This window comes from Caballeronia sp. INML1, assembly GCF_023631085.1.
In the GTDB taxonomy this organism is placed as follows: Bacteria; Pseudomonadota; Gammaproteobacteria; order Burkholderiales; family Burkholderiaceae; genus Caballeronia; species Caballeronia turbans.
This window is the reverse complement of record NZ_JALQDT010000051.1, coordinates 491,277-509,707: the sequence shown is the minus strand read 5'-3', so window position 1 is coordinate 509,707 and position 18,431 is coordinate 491,277. Positions and strand designations below refer to the sequence as shown.

14 protein-coding genes are annotated in these 18,431 nt (G+C 65.2%); 4 read left to right on the top strand and 10 right to left on the bottom strand.

What is annotated here, in order from left to right:
* Nucleotides 1–9 precede the first annotated feature (9 nt).
* From NCR38_RS18525 to NCR38_RS18515, 3 genes are all read right to left on the bottom strand, one after another.
* Nucleotides 10–1,146: a TAXI family TRAP transporter solute-binding subunit gene (locus NCR38_RS18525; RefSeq protein WP_086961029.1), complete on the bottom strand. Its 1,137-nt coding sequence runs from the start codon at nucleotides 1,144–1,146 to the stop codon at nucleotides 10–12.
* Nucleotides 1,147–1,338: 192 nt separating this feature from the next.
* Nucleotides 1,339–3,306 (bottom strand): zinc ribbon domain-containing protein, encoded by a 1,968-nt coding sequence (locus NCR38_RS18520; protein ID WP_061118066.1) that lies wholly within the window; start codon nucleotides 3,304–3,306, stop codon nucleotides 1,339–1,341.
* Between the two features lie 621 nt (nucleotides 3,307–3,927).
* Nucleotides 3,928–5,511 (bottom strand): aldehyde dehydrogenase (NADP(+)), encoded by a 1,584-nt coding sequence (locus NCR38_RS18515; protein WP_061118067.1) that lies wholly within the window; start codon nucleotides 5,509–5,511, stop codon nucleotides 3,928–3,930.
* A 156-nt stretch (nucleotides 5,512–5,667) separates the two neighbouring features.
* Here NCR38_RS18515 and NCR38_RS18510 point away from each other — a divergent pair, with 156 nt between their 5' ends.
* Nucleotides 5,668–6,603, top strand: a complete 936-nt coding sequence (locus NCR38_RS18510) for a LysR family transcriptional regulator (RefSeq protein WP_061118068.1) — start codon at nucleotides 5,668–5,670, stop codon at nucleotides 6,601–6,603.
* 3 nt (nucleotides 6,604–6,606) lie between these two features.
* Here the strand turns inward: NCR38_RS18510 and tam are convergent, their stop codons facing one another.
* A complete protein-coding gene (tam, locus tag NCR38_RS18505; RefSeq protein ID WP_061118069.1) occupies nucleotides 6,607–7,386 on the bottom strand; it encodes a trans-aconitate 2-methyltransferase in 780 nt (259 codons plus the stop codon).
* 315 nt (nucleotides 7,387–7,701) lie between these two features.
* Between tam and NCR38_RS18500 the strand changes: the two genes are divergently transcribed.
* The gene (locus tag NCR38_RS18500) at nucleotides 7,702–8,928 is read left to right on the top strand and encodes a sensor histidine kinase (protein WP_061118070.1); all 1,227 of its coding nucleotides are present in this window, start codon (nucleotides 7,702–7,704) and stop codon (nucleotides 8,926–8,928) included.
* A gap of 55 nt (nucleotides 8,929–8,983) precedes the next feature.
* On the opposite strand, the gene ahpF is transcribed toward NCR38_RS18500, so the two are convergent.
* Both ahpF and ahpC read right to left on the bottom strand, forming a co-directional pair.
* Nucleotides 8,984–10,570, bottom strand: a complete 1,587-nt coding sequence (gene ahpF, locus NCR38_RS18495) for an alkyl hydroperoxide reductase subunit F (RefSeq protein WP_061118071.1) — start codon at nucleotides 10,568–10,570, stop codon at nucleotides 8,984–8,986.
* Nucleotides 10,571–10,717: 147 nt separating this feature from the next.
* Nucleotides 10,718–11,281 carry an alkyl hydroperoxide reductase subunit C gene (ahpC, locus tag NCR38_RS18490; protein ID WP_061118072.1) on the bottom strand — a complete coding sequence of 188 codons (564 nt, stop codon included), beginning with the start codon at nucleotides 11,279–11,281 and terminating at the stop codon, nucleotides 10,718–10,720.
* 212 nt (nucleotides 11,282–11,493) lie between these two features.
* Here ahpC and NCR38_RS18485 point away from each other — a divergent pair, with 212 nt between their 5' ends.
* Nucleotides 11,494–12,189, top strand: coding sequence for an NADPH-dependent F420 reductase (locus NCR38_RS18485; RefSeq protein WP_061118073.1), 696 nt, complete (start codon nucleotides 11,494–11,496; stop codon nucleotides 12,187–12,189).
* A gap of 195 nt (nucleotides 12,190–12,384) precedes the next feature.
* Complete coding sequence (ribA, locus tag NCR38_RS18480) at nucleotides 12,385–13,053, top strand: GTP cyclohydrolase II (RefSeq protein WP_061118074.1); 669 nt, start codon at nucleotides 12,385–12,387, stop codon at nucleotides 13,051–13,053.
* A gap of 9 nt (nucleotides 13,054–13,062) precedes the next feature.
* On the opposite strand, the gene NCR38_RS18475 is transcribed toward ribA, so the two are convergent.
* The 4 genes from NCR38_RS18475 to NCR38_RS18460 form a co-directional block, all read right to left on the bottom strand.
* Nucleotides 13,063–13,797, bottom strand: coding sequence for a 2OG-Fe(II) oxygenase (locus NCR38_RS18475; protein ID WP_061118075.1), 735 nt, complete (start codon nucleotides 13,795–13,797; stop codon nucleotides 13,063–13,065).
* A 97-nt stretch (nucleotides 13,798–13,894) separates the two neighbouring features.
* Complete coding sequence (locus NCR38_RS18470; RefSeq protein ID WP_061118076.1) at nucleotides 13,895–14,389, bottom strand: hemerythrin domain-containing protein; 495 nt, start codon at nucleotides 14,387–14,389, stop codon at nucleotides 13,895–13,897.
* 120 nt (nucleotides 14,390–14,509) lie between these two features.
* Nucleotides 14,510–16,831 carry an ATP-dependent DNA helicase gene (locus tag NCR38_RS18465; RefSeq protein ID WP_061118077.1) on the bottom strand — a complete coding sequence of 774 codons (2,322 nt, stop codon included), beginning with the start codon at nucleotides 16,829–16,831 and terminating at the stop codon, nucleotides 14,510–14,512.
* Nucleotides 16,832–16,872: 41 nt separating this feature from the next.
* Entirely contained in the window at nucleotides 16,873–18,282 is a 1,410-nt protein-coding gene (locus NCR38_RS18460; protein WP_061118078.1) for a PLP-dependent aminotransferase family protein, read from the bottom strand.
* Between the last annotated feature and the right edge of the window lie 149 nt (nucleotides 18,283–18,431).

The following is an 18,431-nucleotide window of genomic DNA, read 5'->3' as shown; positions in this document are numbered from 1 at the left end:
TTCGCGGCATCACTGATCGCACAGCAGCAAGAGCTTTTCCTGTGCGCTGCAACTCGCCTTCTTGGGCTTCTGCGCGGCCGCTTCCGCGTCGCGCGCGGCGACCCTGCGCGCCGGCGCCTGCGATTGCTCCGCCGCCGTGCGCTGCGCGATGCACGCGCGCAGGTGCTTCTCCATCGGCGGATAGTACTTCCAGCCGCGCGTGAGCGGCGGCAGTTCGAGGTGCACCTGTTTCCACTTCGGATGGCCGTTGGCCTGCAGCGTGTCGAAGTTCGTGCACAGCGAATCCGCGAATTTCGACAGCGCGCCGACCGTGCCGCGCAAGCCATAGTCGTAGGTCACGAGGAAGGCCTTCACGGTGAGCGTCGGCGTGTCTTCCTGAATCCAGTTCGGATAGCTCGACGTGCGGATCGTCGCGGGGAAATAGGTCTGCTTCGCGCGCGCGGTTTCGGGCGCGCTGGAATCGAGGCGCAGCAGCTTGATCTGTTTCAGCAGTTCGGGATTCATGTCCTGAAAGAGCTTCGCCGGCTGGCCCGCGACGATCACCGCCACGTCGATCTTGCCGACGATCAGCCGCGCGAGCGAATCCTCGTTGTTGAGATGCTGCTCGTTCGCATCGGCGATCGGCTCGCCGAACATCAGCCGATACAGCGTCTCGGCCGATTGCGCCGTGCCGCTGCCGATCGGCCCGACGCTGATGTTCTTGCCCTTGATCTCGTGGATGAACTTCATCGGCGAGTCCGCGCGCGTCACGAAGTAAATCTCCTCGTCATAGAGCGGCATGATGAGCCGCAACGGCTTGATGATCTTGCCCGCGTCTGCATTGCCGGAGGTCGCCATGTCCATGTACGCCTGATACACGTCCGACTGCACGAGCGCGAACTTCACGCCGGGCTCGTAGCGCATGCGCTGCACGTTTTCAGCCGATCCCTTCGACGGCAGCACTTCCAGCTCGATGCCCGCCGGTTCGGCCACATACTTCGACAAGTCCTGGCCGATCTGGATATACGTGCCGCGTTCCTGACCCGTCGTGATCTTGTAGGGGATCGGATCGGCGGCGAAGCTCGACCCCGCGCCGATCAGCCCGGCGATGGCAAGGAGCGCGAGCGCACCCCGTGCGGCGTTGCGCATGCTTTTTGTGGTGAACATGATTGACCCTTGATCGTAGTTGGACGGGTGCTTTTGAAACTCGCGCGACGCGGATCTCGTCAGCGAAGCGCGCAATTCGCTCATGCCCGGTCACTCACATGCGGCTCGGCGCAAAGGTGCGGGTCCGCGTGCTTGCCGTGCGTGGTTGTTGTCTCTGCGTGTTCTTGTACTTGGGTCGTTCTTTCGGTTTTTTCAGCGCGACGGCTTCGAAGCCGGGTCGCCGCCGCTCCAGCCGTATTGCTTGATGGCGCGCTCGAGCTCCTCGGACTTGTCGGAGTCCAGACGCGAACCCGCCGGCGCGGTGGCGAACTGGGGCGACGCGCTGGCGCTCGCCTGCGTGCCGCGCGGCGACGCGTTCGTCTGCGCGACGGGCTGGCCCACGGCCGGCAGGACGCGCTGCACCGCCGGAGTCTGCGTGACGGGTTGCGCTGCTGCGGCCGCGGGCGGGCGCGGCACGGCGGCTTGCATCGTTGCCGCGGAAGGCGGCAGCGCGCTGCTCTGGTTGCCGGATTGCGGCGGCCGCGGCACGGCGGCCCGCGCGGCCGGCGCCGAAGGTTGCGGCGGATCTTCACCGAGGTAATACGCGCCACGCGGATTGGCCGGGCGAGCGGCCTGCGCGGGCGGCTCATCGCCGAGATAGTAGGGCGCGCGCGGATTTGCGGAACGCGGGCTCGCCGCGGCGGACGGCTGCGCGTCTTCGTCGCCGAGATAGTAGGGCGTGCGCGCCGCCTGCGTGACGGGAGCCGGAGCGGTTCTCGCCGCCGGCTGCGATGGCGCGGGCGCAGCGGCCTGCGTCGTCGCCTGCGCCGAGGGCGCGGGCGCGGCCGCCTGCGTGGGCGCTTGCGCGGCGGGCGCGGGCTTTGTCATCGTCGTGGCGACGGTAGGCGCGGCGGGCGGTGCGATCGTCATCGCGGTGATCGCGGCGGTGGCCGCCTGAGCACGCGCGATCTTCTCGGCACGGGATTCGTAGGCGGCTTCGTCGTCGGTCTGGCGCGCGGCGGCGCTGCGTTGACCCGCACGCCGCTCCACGGGGGGGCGCTGCGCGAAGATGTTCGGCTTCGTCGTTGGCGCGCCCGCTGCAACGTTTGCCTGTGCGGGAAGCGGCGCGGGCGGGGCGGCGGCCGCTGCCGTGTTCGTCGCGTCGGGCGTATTCGCGGCGGCCGGCGGTGGCGTCGTGCCCGGCACCTTTTTGGCGAGCGCCGCCGCTGCCGTCGGCGCGAGCCATCCCGCGTGGGAGACCACGCGTTCGAGCATGGTCTGGGATTCCATGTTGCTGCCGTCGAGCGCGAGTGCCTCGCCCGCGTTCTGCTGCACGCAGGCCCACGCCGAGGTCCGCTCGCAGGCGCGTGCGAGCTGCAACGCGGCGTCACGCTGCGCTTCACGCTTGACCAGTTCGTCTTTCAGGCTTTCGTAGTCCGCACGCGCCTGTTGCTGCGCCGGAAGAACTCTGAGGCGCGCGCGGGCGGTAGCGAGATCGTGTTGATCCAGCGCGGCGCGTACGCCTTGCAGCGTATCGCCGGAGGTGAGTGCGCGCGCATCGGCCAGGACGCGATGTTCGGCGGCAGCCGGCGCGTCCGTCGCGCCGCGCATGAGCGAACCGACCTTGGAGTCGATCGCGCCCGAGACGCTGTGATCGGCTGACGGCGTGCCGCCGCCGTCGGAATCGCCGAGCTGGTAATAGAACATGGCGCCGAGCAGCAGTACGAGCCCGCATGCGCTCGCAATGACCGTCTTCTTCGTGTTCCAGCGCTCGGAGCCGGGCAGGGCATCGGGATCGTTGCCGGAGTCGGCATAGGCGTTGCGTGCCGACTCCTCGGCGCGGCGCGCGCGATATTCCGCCGCCTTCTGAGCGATGCGCTCGCTCGCGCGCTCGGTCCAGCGAGGGCGCAGGCCCGGCTCGACACGCTCGGTGCCATCGGAGCCGATCGCAGAAGACGCCGATGCCGATGCCGATGCCGATGCCGATGCGAGCGGCGCGGCCGCTTCTTCGAAAACATTCTTGCGCGGCTTGCCCGAGGCGGTCTCGCGCTGCTGGCCGAACGCGGCGTTGCGGTCGGCGCCGCAATTGGGGCAACTGTCGGCGTTTTTGCGCACCGTGCTGCCGCACCGCTGGCAGACGACGGAGAACATGGATGCGGGGAACGTCAGACGCGTGGTCATGCTGGAGCCCTCGAAGGACATGTGCGTGAGGTTGCCAAAATCGCGTGGCCGCCAATGCGCGCCGGGTCGTCGCGCCTGTACGCAGGAACGCAGTCCCGCAACAGCAATCCTTCGTATTCTCTCACCGCGCGCCATGCGCGCCGGCGGGAACGAATTCCGACTATGGTTCAAGCGCTATCGGACGTCAATTGCCTTTCGCACCTATTTCCGGCCCCCACGACTTAAGCGACTACACCATTGTGTCGTGCCTCGTAGGCCGTCTGGCGCATGCGACGCCTGACCGGGCCGCGCAAAGCGTCTCGCTTCTCTCGCTCACGATATTTCTGACATTTTGGGATCGCGCCGGCGGTTTTGAACCGCCAATCCTTAGCCGTTAGCCGACAAGGCCGCGCGATGGCCGGATAACCCACTGATGCCAAAGCGTTTCCCGCGCTCGCCGAAGCGTTGTTCCGCGCCCACGCCGGGCGTTTAAACACGATTTGATCGAATCGACGGATGCCGATAAGCCATTGATAAGCTATCCGAAGTATTGCGAAAAAATCCGCAGAGTCCGCAAACGACGAAGGCCGCGACGCGAATGTCGCGCCGCGGCCCTCGTCAGGCTGACCGGAAGCCGAAGCCTTACTCGGCCAGTTGCAGCTTGCCGTCGATGCGGCGGTTCAGGCCGAGCGGATTGTCCGTCTTCAATGCGTCGGGCAGGAGCGCGTCAGGCAGATCCTGATAGCTCACCGGACGCAGGAAGCGGTTGATCGCGAGGCTGCCGACGGAGGTCGAGCGGCCATCGGCCGTGGACGGGAACGGGCCGCCGTGAACCATCGCGTGGCCGACTTCCACGCCGGTGCCGAAGCCGTTCACCAGCAGACGGCCGGTGCGGCGTTCGAGCGCGGGCAGGACGCGCTTTGCATCGGCGTAGTCCGCCTCGTCGATGTGCAGCGCCGAGGTCAACTGGCCTTCCAGCGATTCGACCAGATCCAGCATGGTTGCGAGATCCGGGCAACGCACGACGAGGGACGACGCGCCGAAGATCTCTTCCTGCAGTTCGTGGCTTGCGCGGAACGCGTCGGCGGTGGTGACGAACAGCGCCGACTGGCCCTGATTCTCGCCTTTCGCCTCGACGCCGCGCGCGGCGGTCGTCACGCCCGCATGTTCGGCGGCGCGCTCGACGGCGCCCTGATAGGTCTTGCAGATGCCCGGCGTGAGCATCGTCTGCGCGGCGGTTTCCGAAAGCGCTGCTGACGCCGCCGCGATGAACTTGTCGAGATCCGGACCGTCGACGGCAAGCACCAGGCCTGGATTCGTGCAGAACTGGCCCGCGCCGAGCACGAGCGAACCCACGAACGCCTTGGCAATGGCTTCGCCGCGGTTCTTGAGCGCCGCCGGGAACAGCAGAACCGGGTTGATGCTGCTCATTTCCGCGTAGACGGGAATCGGCTCGGTGCGGGCTGCCGCGAGTTTCATCAGCGCCGTGCCGCCGCCGCGCGAGCCGGTGAAGCCGGCCGCCTTGATGCGGTTGTCCTTGACGAGGCCCTGGCCGACGTCACGGCCGCTGTCGAACAGGAGCGAGAACGTGCCTTCGGGCATGCCGCAATCTTTCACCGCTTTCTGCACCGCGCGGCCGACCAGCTCCGCCGTGCCAGGATGCGCCGAGTGCGCCTTGACGATGACGGGGCAGCCGGCTGCGAGTGCCGAAGCCGTATCGCCGCCCGCGACCGAGAATGCGAGCGGGAAGTTGCTCGCGCCGAACACGGCGACCGGGCCGACGCCGATGTGGCGCAGGCGCAGATCGACGCGCGGCAGCGGCTTGCGCTCGGGCTGCGCGGGATCGATGCGCACGCCGAGGAAGTCGCCGTTGCGGACCACGTCCGCGAACATGCGCAACTGGCCGACCGTGCGGCCGCGCTCGCCTTCGAGGCGCGCACGCGGCAGGCCGCTTTCGATCATGCAGCGCTCGATCAGGTCGTCGCCGATCTCGAGGATGTTCTGCGCGATCGTTTCAAGAAACTTCGCGCGCGCCTCGGGCGCGGTTTCGCGATAAACGTCGAACGCGGCCCATGCGAGGGCGCACGCGCGGTCGAGATCGGCGAGCGTCGCGCCGCCGAAAGCCGGTTCGATGGCCGCGCCGGTCGACGCGTTGACGGCCTTGATCGAGCCGTTCGAGCCGAAAACCGATTGCTGACCGATGAGCAGGTTGCCAGTGAGTTGCATGTTGTCTCGTCCTTCCTTTGAATGATCGTGGCGGCCAGTTGTACGATGACTGCCTCATGCCCGACTATACGGCGTTGCGCGTGGCCCGTATACTGAAACCTTTCCATCGCTTGATCGCTTTTAGGAATCACCTCGCGCGCTCCCGCAGGCCGACGAATGAAGAACACGCTCGATGTATTGATGTCGCGGCTGCGCATGAAGCAGTTGCAGTTGCTGATCGCGCTGGACGACCACAAATCGCTGCACAAGGCGTCGAGCGCAATGGCGATGACGCAATCCGCCGCGAGCAAGGCGCTCGCCGAACTCGAATCGATGCTGGAGGCGCCGCTCTTCGAGCGCGCGAAGAGCGGACTGATTCCGAATCCGTTCGGCCGCTGCGTGGTGCGCTACGCGCGCGTGCTGGCCGCCGATCTGAACGCGCTGTGCCAGGAAGTCGCGCAAATCCGCGCGGGCACGGGCGGGCGCCTGACGGTCGGCACGATCATGGGCGCGGTGCCGGGCGTCGTCGCGCCGATCGTCAATGAGATGCACGCGAGGCACCCCGATCTCGCCATCGAGATCGTCGAGGATACAAGTGCGCGCATGCTGCCGATGCTCGACGACGGCCGCGTCGATCTCGTGATCGGCAGGTCGAGCGTGTCGGATCAGCCGTCGAAATATCACTATCAGCCGCTCGCGGACGAGCCGCTTTGCATCGTCGTCGGCCACGCTCACGAGCGCACGGGCGAAGAGGACGTCCGTTTCGCGGATCTCGCCCGTTACCGCTGGGTCACCTATCCGAGCTACATGCCGATGAGCGCGCTGCTCGAGCGCGAGCTCGATCTCGCCGGCCTGCCGATGCCGTCAAACCCGATTTCTACCGCCTCGCCGCTCATGACCGTGACGCTGCTGCAGGAGAGCCCGGAACTCGTGTCGATCCTGCCGGCAAGCGTCGCGAAGGTTTTCGAGCGTCACGGCATGCTGCGCATCCTCCCGGTGCGCATGAAATCGAAGTCGCAGACCTACGGCATCGTCACGCGCAAGGGCGGGGAACTCTCGCCGGCCGCGCGCCAGTTCGTGCAGATGCTGCGCGAGCAGAGCCGGCCGCATTGAGATTCAGCGCGTCGCGACGATGAAGATGCGCGGGAAGGGCAGCAGCACCGTGCCGTCGTCGAGCACCGCGTAGGCCGCTTCCAGCCCGGCGCGATAGCGCTCGAGGAACGCGGTCGTTTCCTGTGCATCGAGCTTTGCGAGGAACGGCCGCAGCCCGCTGCCCTTGAACCATTCGATGACAGCATCGACGCCGCCCGCGAGCGGGTGATGGTACGTGGTGCGCCACACGTCGACGCCCGCGCAATGCGGTTTGAGCAGCGAGTAATACGCATCCGCCCGATAGCGCGCGGTGCGTTCCACGCCTTTCAGCTTGTCGCGCCACGGACCGTCGGCGGCGGTTTCGCGCATCAGCCGATGCGCGGGCTCGTCGAGGTTGTCCGGCATCTGCACGGCCAACTGGCCGCCCTTCGACAATTTGCCGACGAGCGATGGAAACACCGTCTCGTGATCGGGCACCCACTGCAGCGACGCGTTCGCGAGGATCAGATCGAACGGGCCTTCGCCCTGCCACGCGGAAATATCGGCGAGTTCGAATTCGACGTCCCGGAGGCGCTTTCTCGCCGACTCGATCATGTCGCTGGAATTATCGACGCCGACGACGCGCGCGTGCGGCGCGTAGTCGACAAGCGTTTCGGTCGAGTTGCCGGGGCCGCAGCCGAGATCCACCGCCGTGCGCGCCGCCTTTGCCTGCGTCGCGTTCAGGAGGTCCCGCACGGGGCGCGTGCGCTCCGCTTCGAAGAGCGTGTACTGGCGGGCCTGCCAGTCGGCCGAGGATGTCGTCATATCGGGCTCCGGTCGATTGTGTGAAGGGAACAGGCGCAATTCTGCACGTTCCAGCCGATCTGTCGATCGTATGCGTGCCGAAACCTCGTGGCGGAATTTGAAAGGAACACTGAATCCAGTGCCCGATCGAGGCTTCAGGGAAAGTCTCGGAAAGTTCAAGGGAAGACTGGGATATGCACCATCGGCGCGGGCATCGCGCCTATACTGGCGAAGCATTCGCGTGCGGCCGCGGGCGACACCGGGACGTGCTTTCGACTGCATATCACGATCACCGCGCGCCGTCCTCCGGCGCCTTAAGCAATCGGGGGCTCGCAGATGAACGACACGTCGGTCGGCTTGAAGGGTCTCGTTGCCGCGCTGCGCGAGCAACAACACGCACTCACCGAGCGATGGATGAAGCTCGTGTTCGGCGATCAGGAAGTCGAACATTCCGATCAACTCACCTACCGGCAGCTCGCGGATCATCTGCCGAGCATCTTCGAGGAAATCTGCGTCGTGCTGGAATCGCGCAATCTGCGCGACCAGGAAGGCGCGATCGAGCGCGACGCGCGCCAGCACGGGCAATGGCGCTGGCAGCAGGGCTATCGTGTGGACGAACTCGTGCGCGAGCTCGATCTGTTCCGTCAGGCGCTGCTGCTCGCGATCGGCGAGTACGCCAGCACGCACGAGGATTTGTCCCGCGCCGACGAGGAGCACGCGCGCCTCATGACCGACGAGGTGGTGAGCTTCGTCACGCTCGCGTCGATACGCGAGGCGATTGGCGAGCGCGATCGCAAGATCGACGAATACACCGGCATGCTGGAGCGCGCGAACTACGAACTGACGCTGCGGCAGAAACTCATCGGCGATCTCTATGAGACGCGCATGCAGATCGCGCGGCGCGTCGCGCACGATCTGCGCAACTTCCTGAACGTGTTTTCGACGGCGCTGCAGCTCGCCGGGCGCTCGCCCGCGAAGCGCGATACGGCGCTCGGTCTCGCGAACCGGCAGGTCGCCGACATGGCGACGCTCGTCGACGAAATGGTCGAATATTCGAAAGTGCTCGGCGACGATTCGCTGTTCACGGTCGAGCCGTTCGATCTCGTCGGCCTGTTCGACGAACTGATGCAGGCGTGCCGCGTCTCGACCGAGGCGAAGGGGCTCAAGCTCATCGGCCAGTTCGATCCGGCGCTCGGCGCGGTGACGTCGAACCGGCTGAAGGTCAAGCAGGTCGCGCTGAATCTGCTGACGAACGCGATCAAGTACACGTCGTCGGGCGAGATCGTCCTGGCGATCGCGGCGGCGCCCGATGAGCAATGGAAGCTGCGCGTCGCCGACACGGGCGTGGGCATCGGCGCGGCGGATCAGGAGCGCGTGTTCCAGGAATTCGAGCGCGCCGCCGATGACGACATTCCCGGCGCGGGACTCGGGCTTGCGATCGTCAAGGAATTGTCGCGCACACTGGAAGGCGAGTTGCGGTTCCAGTCGGCGAAAGGCCACGGCAGCGTGTTCGAGGTGACGTTCCCGATGGTGCTGAAGCCGAAGCCCGCGCAAACCAGATAAAAAAGGCGAACGGGTTGCCCCGTCCGCCTTCCGGTCACTACGACGCCCGCTACGCTCAGGCCGCCGCTTCTTCTTCGACCACTGCCTCGTCTTCCACCGACGCGCGGATCAGATGATCGAACGCCGACAGCGATGCCTTCGCGCCGTCGCCGGCCGCGATCACGATTTGCTTGTACGGCACCGTCGTCACGTCGCCGGCGGCGAACACGCCCGGCAGCGAGGTCGCGCCCTTCGCGTCGACGACGATCTCGCCGTGCTTCGACAGTTCCACCGTGCCCTTCAGCCATTCGGTGTTCGGCACGAGGCCGATCTGCACGAACACGCCTTCCAGCTCGACATGCTGGCTCACACCTGTCGCGCGCTCCGTGTACGTGATGCCGTTCACTTTCTTGCCGTCGCCGGTGATTTCGGTCGTCTGCGCCTGCGTGACGATGGTCACGTTCGACAGGCTGCGCAGCTTCTTCTGCAGCACTGCATCGGCGCGCAGCTCGTTGCCGAACTCGATCAGCGTGACCGCCGAGACGATGCCCGCGAGATCGATCGCCGCTTCCACGCCGGAATTCCCGCCGCCCACCACCGCGACGCGCTTGCCCTTGAAGAGCGGGCCGTCGCAGTGCGGGCAGTACGCCACGCCGCGGCCGCGATACTCGCGCTCGCCCGGCACGTTGATCTCACGCCAGCGCGCACCGGTCGACAGAATCACCGTCTTCGCCTTCAGCACCGCGCCGCTCGCCAGATGGATCTCGTTGATGCGGCCCGGCACGAGCTTTTCGGCGCGCTGCACGTCCATCACGTCGACTTCATAGCTTTTCACGTGCTCTTCGAGCGCGGTCGCGAACTTCGGTCCTTCGGTCTCTTTCACGGAGACGAAGTTTTCGATCGCCATCGTGTCGAGCACCTGGCCGCCGAAGCGCTCCGCGACGACGCCCGTCGCGATGCCCTTGCGCGCCGAATAAATCGCCGCCGCCGCGCCTGCGGGACCGCCGCCGACGATCAGCGTGTCGAAAACCGGCTTGTTTTCCAGTTCCTTCGCCGCGCGCGCCGATGCACCCGTGTCCAGTTTCGCCAAGATTTCCTTTACGCCCATGCGGCCTGAACCGAAGCTGTCGCCGTTGACGAACATCATCGGCACGGACATGACCTGGCGGTCTTCCACTTCCTTCTGGAACAGCGCGCCGTCGATCGCGACGTGCTTGATGCGCGGGTTGATGATCGCCATCACGTTCAGCGCCTGCACCACTTCCGGGCAGTTCTGGCACGACAGCGAGAAATACGTCTCGAACGCGTAGTCGCCGTCGAGATTGCGAATCTGCTCGATGGTGGCGTCGTCGAGCTTGATCGGGTGGCCGCCGGCTTGCAGAAGCGCAAGCACGAGCGACGTGAATTCATGGCCCATCGGAATGCCGGCGAACCGGATGCCCGCGGGCTTGCCCGCCTCGCCGATGGTGAAGGACGGACGACGCACGCTGGCGTCCTCTTTCTCGACGACGCTGATCTGGTGCGACAGCGAGGCGATTTCGCCGAGCAGGCTTTTCAGCTCGCGCGATTTGTCGCCGTCGTCGAGGAAGGCGACGAGTTCGATCGGCCGGGTGACTTTTTCCAGATACGCTTTTAATTGATTCTTGAGATTGGCGTCGAGCATGGCGATGTCCGTTCCTTGACTTTGGGTGGTGCAGACGCACCTCGCCGCGACGCTGCGTTTATCGCAGCGCCGGACGAAGGCGTCTTTAGGGGTGAACCTGCCGCTGAACCGCGGCAGATCCGATGCAGCGCTCGTAAAAAACGAGACTTAGATCTTGCCGATCAGGTCCAGCGACGGGGTCAGCGTTTCAGCGCCCGGCGTCCACTTGGCGGGGCACACCTGGCCCGGGTTCTTCGCGATGTACTGAGCAGCCTGAACCTTGCGGAGCAGTTCGCCGGCGTCACGGCCGATGCCGTTGTCGTGCACTTCGCACAGCTTGATCTCGCCTTCCGGATTGATCACGAACGTGCCGCGCAGCGCCAGGCCTTCTTCCTCGATCAGCACGTCGAAGTTGCGCGAGATCGCGAGCGTCGGGTCGGCCACCATCGGGTACTTGATCTTCTGGATCGTGTCCGACGTGTCGTGCCATGCCTTGTGCGTGAAGTGCGTGTCGGTCGAGACCGAGTAGATTTCCACGCCCAGCTTCTTGAATTCTTCGTAGCGGTCAGCCAGGTCGCCCAGTTCCGTCGGGCACACGAACGTGAAGTCGGCCGGGTAGAACACGAACACCGACCACTTGCCCTTCAGGCTCTCATCGGTGACGGTCACGAATTCGCCATTGTGATAGGCGGTTGCTTTGAACGGCTTGACTTGGCTGTTGATGATAGGCATTACCAGGTTCCTTTTGGAGTGGTGTTGAAGAAGTAGGTGAACTATACAGGAAAACTATCGCTCCTGCGAAGTGGATTGATTTTATTGTCGGGATAGCTCGGAGCTATCGGCGCCATATTTGTCGTTTTCCCGCATGAGGCATTCTGATTGCGCGCGTCCCTTGCAGGTTCCTCGAGGGCACTTCGTCGCTTCACTTTTATCCAGGAGGCAGTATGAAAATCGGAATTATCGGCGCCGGGAATATCGGTTCCGTGCTCGCGCTGCGGTTCAGCGAGAACGGCCACGACGTGCGCATCGCCAATTCGCGCGGACCGGCGTCGCTCGCGGACATCGAACGCGAGACCGGTGCGACGGCCGTGCAAGCGCGCGACGCGGTGAAGGATGCGGACGTCGTCGTCGTGACGATTCCGCAGGCAAAAGTGCCGAATCTGCCGAAAGACCTGTTTGCGGGCGTGCCGGCGAGCGTCGTCGTCATCGACACGGGCAACTATTATCCGCAGCAGCGCGACGGTCGTATCGATGGCATCGAGAAGGGCACACCGGAAAGCCGCTGGGTCGAGCAGCAGATCGGGCGGCCGGTCGTGAAGGCCTTCAACAATATCTACGCGGATCATCTGCGCAATCGCGGCAAGCCTCCGGGTACGCCCGGGCGCATCGCGCTGCCGGTCGCGGGCGACGACGCGAAGGCGAAAGCCGTCGTGATGAAGCTCGTCGATGAAATCGGCTTCGATCCCGTCGATGCAGGCGAAATCGACGATTCATGGCGACAGCAGCCCGCAACGCCCGTCTATACCGGCGATTTCGACGCAGCCGGCGTGCGCGCTGCGCTGCAAAAGGCCGACCCGGTGCGCAAGCCCGAATGGCGCGCGACGGATAGAAGTCCCGGCAATTTCGAGAATCCGGCGTGACAGAGGGCGTGAGAGCGGGAGTGAGAGAACGCGTTCGATAAGCGGAACGCCCGTACGGGAAAGCGGGGGAAGCGGCGCGTGCCGTGAGACAATCTGCAAACTTTCCCGATGGGCTTTAACATGACCAGCCGGGCTGGCGCGATGAGCACGATCCATCGGGCCCGCGTCCGGCGTCGTGGACTCGCAGATTGACCTATGAAAACCGCTTCTCCCCCGCAGGACGTGCAGGACCCGCAACACCGCTTCGGCGAGTGCGACGAGTGCGCGGATGTCGAACTCGTGGCGACCGCCACCATTCCGACGCGCTACGGCACCTTCGATTCCTACGTCTATCGCGTGAAGCACACGGATGTCGAACACATCGCGTTCGTGATGGGCGACGTGAGCAACGGCGAATCGGTGCTGACGCGCCTGCATTCCGAATGCGTGACCGGCGATGTGTTCGGCTCGTACCGCTGCGATTGCGGGGAGCAACTCGATCTGGCGCTGCGTTATATCGCCGCCGAGGATCGCGGCATCCTGCTGTATCTGCGCGGCCATGAAGGGCGCGGCATCGGCCTCGCAAACAAGATCCGCGCGTATGCGCTGCAGGAGCAGGGGCTCGATACCGTCGATGCGAACCTGCATCTCGGCCTGCCCGACGACGCCCGCGAATACGATTCCGCCGCCGCGATCCTGCGCTCGATGAACGTGAAGTCGGTGCGCCTCATGAGCAACAATCCGTCGAAGTTCGACACGCTGCTCAAGCACGATATTCCCGTGTCCGAACGCGTCGCGCTCGCCATCCCGATGCGCGAGGAAAACGAGCGCTACATCAAGACGAAGCAGGCGCGCTTCGGGCATTACTTCGACGAAAACGAATAACGCCTGCGCTCACTGCGCGTCGTGAAAGATCACGCCGAGCATATGCCGCCGCCCCGATCTCAGGCGGCTCACGCCGTGCTTCATGTTCACCCGGTACGGCCCGCGCGTGCCCTGCACCGGCCGATGATGCACCGCGAAAAACACCGCATCGCCTTGTGAAAGAGGCACGGCTTCTACACGTGACTGCATTCTCGGACGCTGCTCCGTCATCACGAACTCGCCGCCGGTGAAATCCCGGCCGGGCGCGGAAAGCAGGACCGCCATCTGAATTGGAAAGACGTGCTCGCCGTAGAGATCCTGATGCAGGCAGTTGAAATCGCCGGGCACGTAACGTAGCAGGAGCGGCGTCGGCCGTGTCTGCCCCGCGCGGTGACAGCGCTCGATGAACGCGGCGTGCTCGCGCGGATAGCGCGTTTCGACGCCCATCACCTCATTCCAGCGATTGGCGATCGGCGCAAGATGCGGATAGACCGCGCGGCGCGCGCGCTCCAGCGTTTCGGGCAGCGGATAGGCGAAGTACTTGTATTCGCCGCGCCCGAAGCCGTGGCGTTCCATCACGACGCGGCTGCGAAAGATGCCGTCGCGATCGTATAGCGCGGCGAGCGCCTCGCATTCGTCGCGCGAAAAGAGCGCGGGCGCGGTGGCGCAGCCGAAGCTATCGAGTTGCGCTTCGAGATCGGCCCAGTCGAGCGCGTCGATGCGTTCGCCGATATCGTCTGCCGTCGCGCGTTCGAGCACCTTCATGTCGTTTCTCCGGATGGGCGTTAATTGCCTGCAGTGTGCGCCACGCGCGCTGCGCACGCACTCCGGGTCTTGCTGCGCAATTCGGAACGACGCGCCTTCAATGCGCCGTCGCGGTCTCCGCGATGCGCTCCTTCAACGCGGCCTTGCGCGCCGCCATCCTCGCGCCGAGCGCGACGAGATCCATTTGCGTCCTGCGCACTTCGGGGAACAGCGTCGTTTCCTCTTCCTCGATGTGATGCGTCGCGTTCTCCTTGAGTACCTTGAAAGTCGCATCGAAACCGTCGTCGCCCGCCTTCAGGCTCGCGAACCGTTCGATCAGCGTCTTGACCAGAAAATGCTCGACGTAGGCTTCGTCCACATCGATGCGCTGATCTGCGCCGAGCGCCTCCTGGGCGGCGGGATACAGCATTTCTTCTTCGACGATCGCGTGGATCGTGAGCAATTCGCACGCGCGCTGGGCGAGCGTGTTCTTGCGTTCGAAATCGTTGCGTTCCGCGCGCTCGAACGCATCGAACAGTTGTTCGATGGCGCGGTGATCGGCTTCGAGCACGTCGAGCGCATCGATGGGTCGCGGGGTATGAGCGGCAGACATGTGGGTTCTCCTTTAATGGGCTCTCTCGACCCTGCCGGGACATCTTCGTGTCCCTGAGGCGCCTGAGAGCAGCAAGACGAATGCCCGCGATAGACCCGTTAACGGCGGCACCGTGCGCGTCTAGATAGTCGGATTTCCCGATACGCCCAGGTCACGTTGCCGCAGCACTTTCACCTGCCACCACGCGGGTAGCAGGCGCCGGACTTCCGCGCGCGCGAAGCGGTCGTCGATCAGATAGAGCACGCCGCGATCGAGCGGCCCGCGGATCACACGCCCGGCCGCCTGCACGACTTTCTGCAAGCCGGGAAAAAGATACGTGTATGCGTAGCCCTCGCCGAACGCCTCGTGCATGCGCGCTTTCATTTGCTGATTGACAGGATTGAGCTGCGGCAGACCGAGCGTCGCAACGAACGCGCCGATGAGCCGCGTGCCGGGCAGATCGATCGCTTCGCCGAACGCGCCGCCGAGCACCGCGAAACCGACGCCGCGCCCGCCGGCCACGAAACGCGCGAGAAACTCGCGTTGCGCCGCTTCGCTCATCGCGCGGGATTGCTGCCAGCATGGAATCGACGGATGACGGAGCGCGAGCGCCGCCGCGACTTGCGTCAGATACTCGAAGCTGCTGAAGAAGCTCAGGTAGTTGCCCTCGGCGCTTTCGAGCTGCGCGGCGATGAGGTCGGCGATACGGTCCACCGAGCGCGCGCGGTCGCGATAGCGCGTGGACAGGTCGGCGATTGCGCGCACGTCGAGTTGTTCGGCGCAGAAGGGCGATTCGACGTCGATGCGTACGCTCGACTCCGGCAGGCCGAGCGTATCCGCGTAGAAGTGCGCGGGCGTGAGCGTCGCGGAAAAAAGCGCGACGCTGTGGGCGCGCGCCAGACGCGGCGTGAGATGCGGCGCGGGAATCACGTTGCGCAGGCACAGCACGGCATTGCGTTTTTTGGCGTTTGCACCCACCCGGCCAAGCGTGATGTCGAAGATCGAATGCGAACCGAAGCGTTCCGCGATGCGCGTGAAATGCATGGCATCGAAATAGAAGCGCAAGATTTCGGGCGTGAAGACGTCGGGCTGCTCGCCGAGCGTTTCCGTCATCAGCGAGACGGCTTGCCCCAGCGCCGTGAGCAGGCGCGCGGGCGGTTCCGCATGTGCCGCGTATTCGATGTTCGCCGCGTCCTGTTCACGCGTCACTTCGCTCCAGCTTCGCGCGACGCGGCCGAGCGCCTGCTTCAGCAAAACGGGCGCGCCGCGACGCATCGCATTGAAGGCGGCCTGATCGAGCGTCGCGGAATACATGCCGCGCGCCCGTTCGACGAGGTTATGCGCTTCGTCGACGAGCACCGACACGCGCCAGCGATTCGCCTCCGCGAGCGCGAAGAGCATGGCGCTCGTATCGAAGTAATAGTTGTAGTCGCCGACGATCACGTCGCCCCAGCGCGACAGTTCCTGGCTCAGATAGTACGGACAGACTTCGTGCTCTCGTGCGACCTCGGCAACCGACGCGCGGTCGAGCTGCGCGCAGTCGAGGGCGGCGGCACGCGCCCCGGGCAGGCGATCGTAGAAGCCCCGCGCGAGCGGACACGACTCGCCGTGGCACGCGCGATCGGGGTATTCGCAAGCCTTGTCGCGCGCAACGAGTTCGACGACGCGTAACGGCCTGGCGGCGAGCGTCGTCAGCGCATCGAGCGCGAGCTGCCGTCCCGCGCTCTTCGCCGTGAGAAAGAAGATCTTGTCGAGCCGCTGGCCCGGCCACGCCTTCAGCAGCGGAAAGAGCGTGCCGACCGTTTTGCCGATGCCGGTCGGCGCCTGCGCCGCGAGACAGCGGCCGGACACCGCCGAGCGATACACCGCTTCCGCGAGTGCGCGCTGGCCGGGCCGAAAATCCGCGTGAGGAAACACGAGTGCTCTGAGCGCGTCATCGCGCGCCGCGCCGTGCGCCAGCTCCTGTTCTGCCCACGCGATGAAGCGCTCGCACTGCGCCGCGAAATGCGTCGCGAGCGCTTCGGCGGTCTGCGTTTCGACGAGCACGCTCTCGGTCTGATCGACGATATCGAAATACACGAGCGCGACCTCGATGGCGTCGAGCCCGAGCTTGCGGCACATCAGATGCGCATAGACACGCGCCTGCGCCCAATGCAGATGACGATGATTCTGCGGCATCGATTCGAGCTTGCCGCGATGCGTCTTGATCTCTTCGAGACGGTTGAGCGCGGGATCGTACCCGTCGGCGCGGCCGCGCACGAAGAGCGGCCCGTAGGTTTCCGAAAGCGATATTTCCTTCTGATATCCGGCCGGCCGGCGGCTCGTCACCGCGACGTGGCCCGCGACGCCTTCCTGCGCGCTTGGCGTGGGCGTGAAGCGCAGATCGAGGTCGCCCTGTTTCGCGGTGAACTCGCAGAGCGCGCGCACGGCGACGGTGTAGGCGGGCTCGGATACTGTATGCATGTACAGCAGTCTAGCATGGGCGAATCGGCCGCAAAGGCCTTCTACGACGCGGCGCGCAGAAGTTCTCCGAGCGTTTTCACGGCGCCCTCGACCTGCGGCGACCACGGATGGCCGAAGTTGATGCGCACGTAATTCCCGAACGCGTGACGCGCGGAGAAGATCGGTCCGGGTGTCACGTTGATGCCATGTTCGAGTCCGCGCTTGTGCAACTGCATCGCGTCGACATGCTCGGCCAGTCGCAGCCAGAGGAAATAGCCGCCCTCCGGCTGCTGATGCGCGACCTCCGGCGGCAGCCAGCGCGCGATGGCGTGTTCCATCGCACCGCGCTGCGTGAGAAGCGCGCCGCGCAGCTTGCGCAGGTGTTTGTCGAAGCCGCCGTGCTGAAGATAGTCGGCGATGCCCGCCTGAACCGGGATGCTGGTCGAGATGCTCGTCATCAGCTTGAGCCGGCGGATCGCGTCGGCGAAGCGGCCCGCCGCGACCCAGCCGAGCCGGTAACCCGGCGCGAGCGTCTTCGACAGCGACGCGCAATGCATCACGAGACCTGTCGTATCGAAGGCTTTCGCGGGCGGCGGACGATCCGGCGCGAAATGCAGCTCGCCGTAGACATCGTCCTCGATGAGCGGAACGTCATGCTTCGTGAGCAAGCCGACCAGCGCGCGCTTTTTCTCGACGGAGAGCGTCACGCCCGTCGGATTCTGAAAGTTGGTCATGAACCAGCAGGCGCGCACCGGATGCTTGACGAGCGCTTCGGCGAGCACGTCGAGATCGAGCCCTTCTCGCGGATCGACGGGAATCTCGACCGCGCGCAGGCCCAGATGCTCGACCGCCTGCAACGCCGCGTAGAAGCAGGGCGATTCGATGGCGACGACATCGCCCGGCTTGGTGACGGCCATGAGGCTGAGCGTGAGCGCTTCCATCGCGCCGTTCGTGACGATGAGTTCCTCGACCGGCTGCGCGATGCCCATGCCGATGTAACGCAGTGCGATCTGCCGCCGCAGTTGCTCGTTGCCCGGTGGCATGTCGACGACCGTGCTCCACGGATCGAGCATGCGCGCCGCGTGGCCGAGCGACTTCGCAAGACGTGCCAGCGGAAAGAGTTTCGGCGACGGAAACGCGGAGCCGAGCGGCGCGACGTCCGGACGCTTGACCGCATCGAGCACGGAGAAGACGAGGCTGCTCACGTCGATGGCCGCGGGCTCCGCGAGCGGCGTGGGCGAAGTAGCTTGCGTCGCTACCTTCGCGCCCGGTGCGACGTAATAGCCGGAACGTTCGCGCGCGCGAATCAAGCCCCATTCTTCGAGCAGGTAATACGCGCGAAAGACCGTCGACTGGCCGACGCCGTATTGCGTCGTCAGATGCCGCACCGACGGCAGGCGCGTGCCGACGGGCAGCCGGCCCGCGCGAATCTCGGCGGCCATCGTGTCGGCAAGGGCTTGGTAGCGCTTCATCGCGTGACGTGGGTGAAAGTGCGCGCGAGGGCTTTGCGCGGCGCGAAATTGTCTCATACGGCCTCGCGAAGGAATATCGGCACACCGCCGCGCGTTTAATGGACAAGCGGCTTAATCGCCGTGTCCGCTTTTCAAACCTTTCGGAGGTG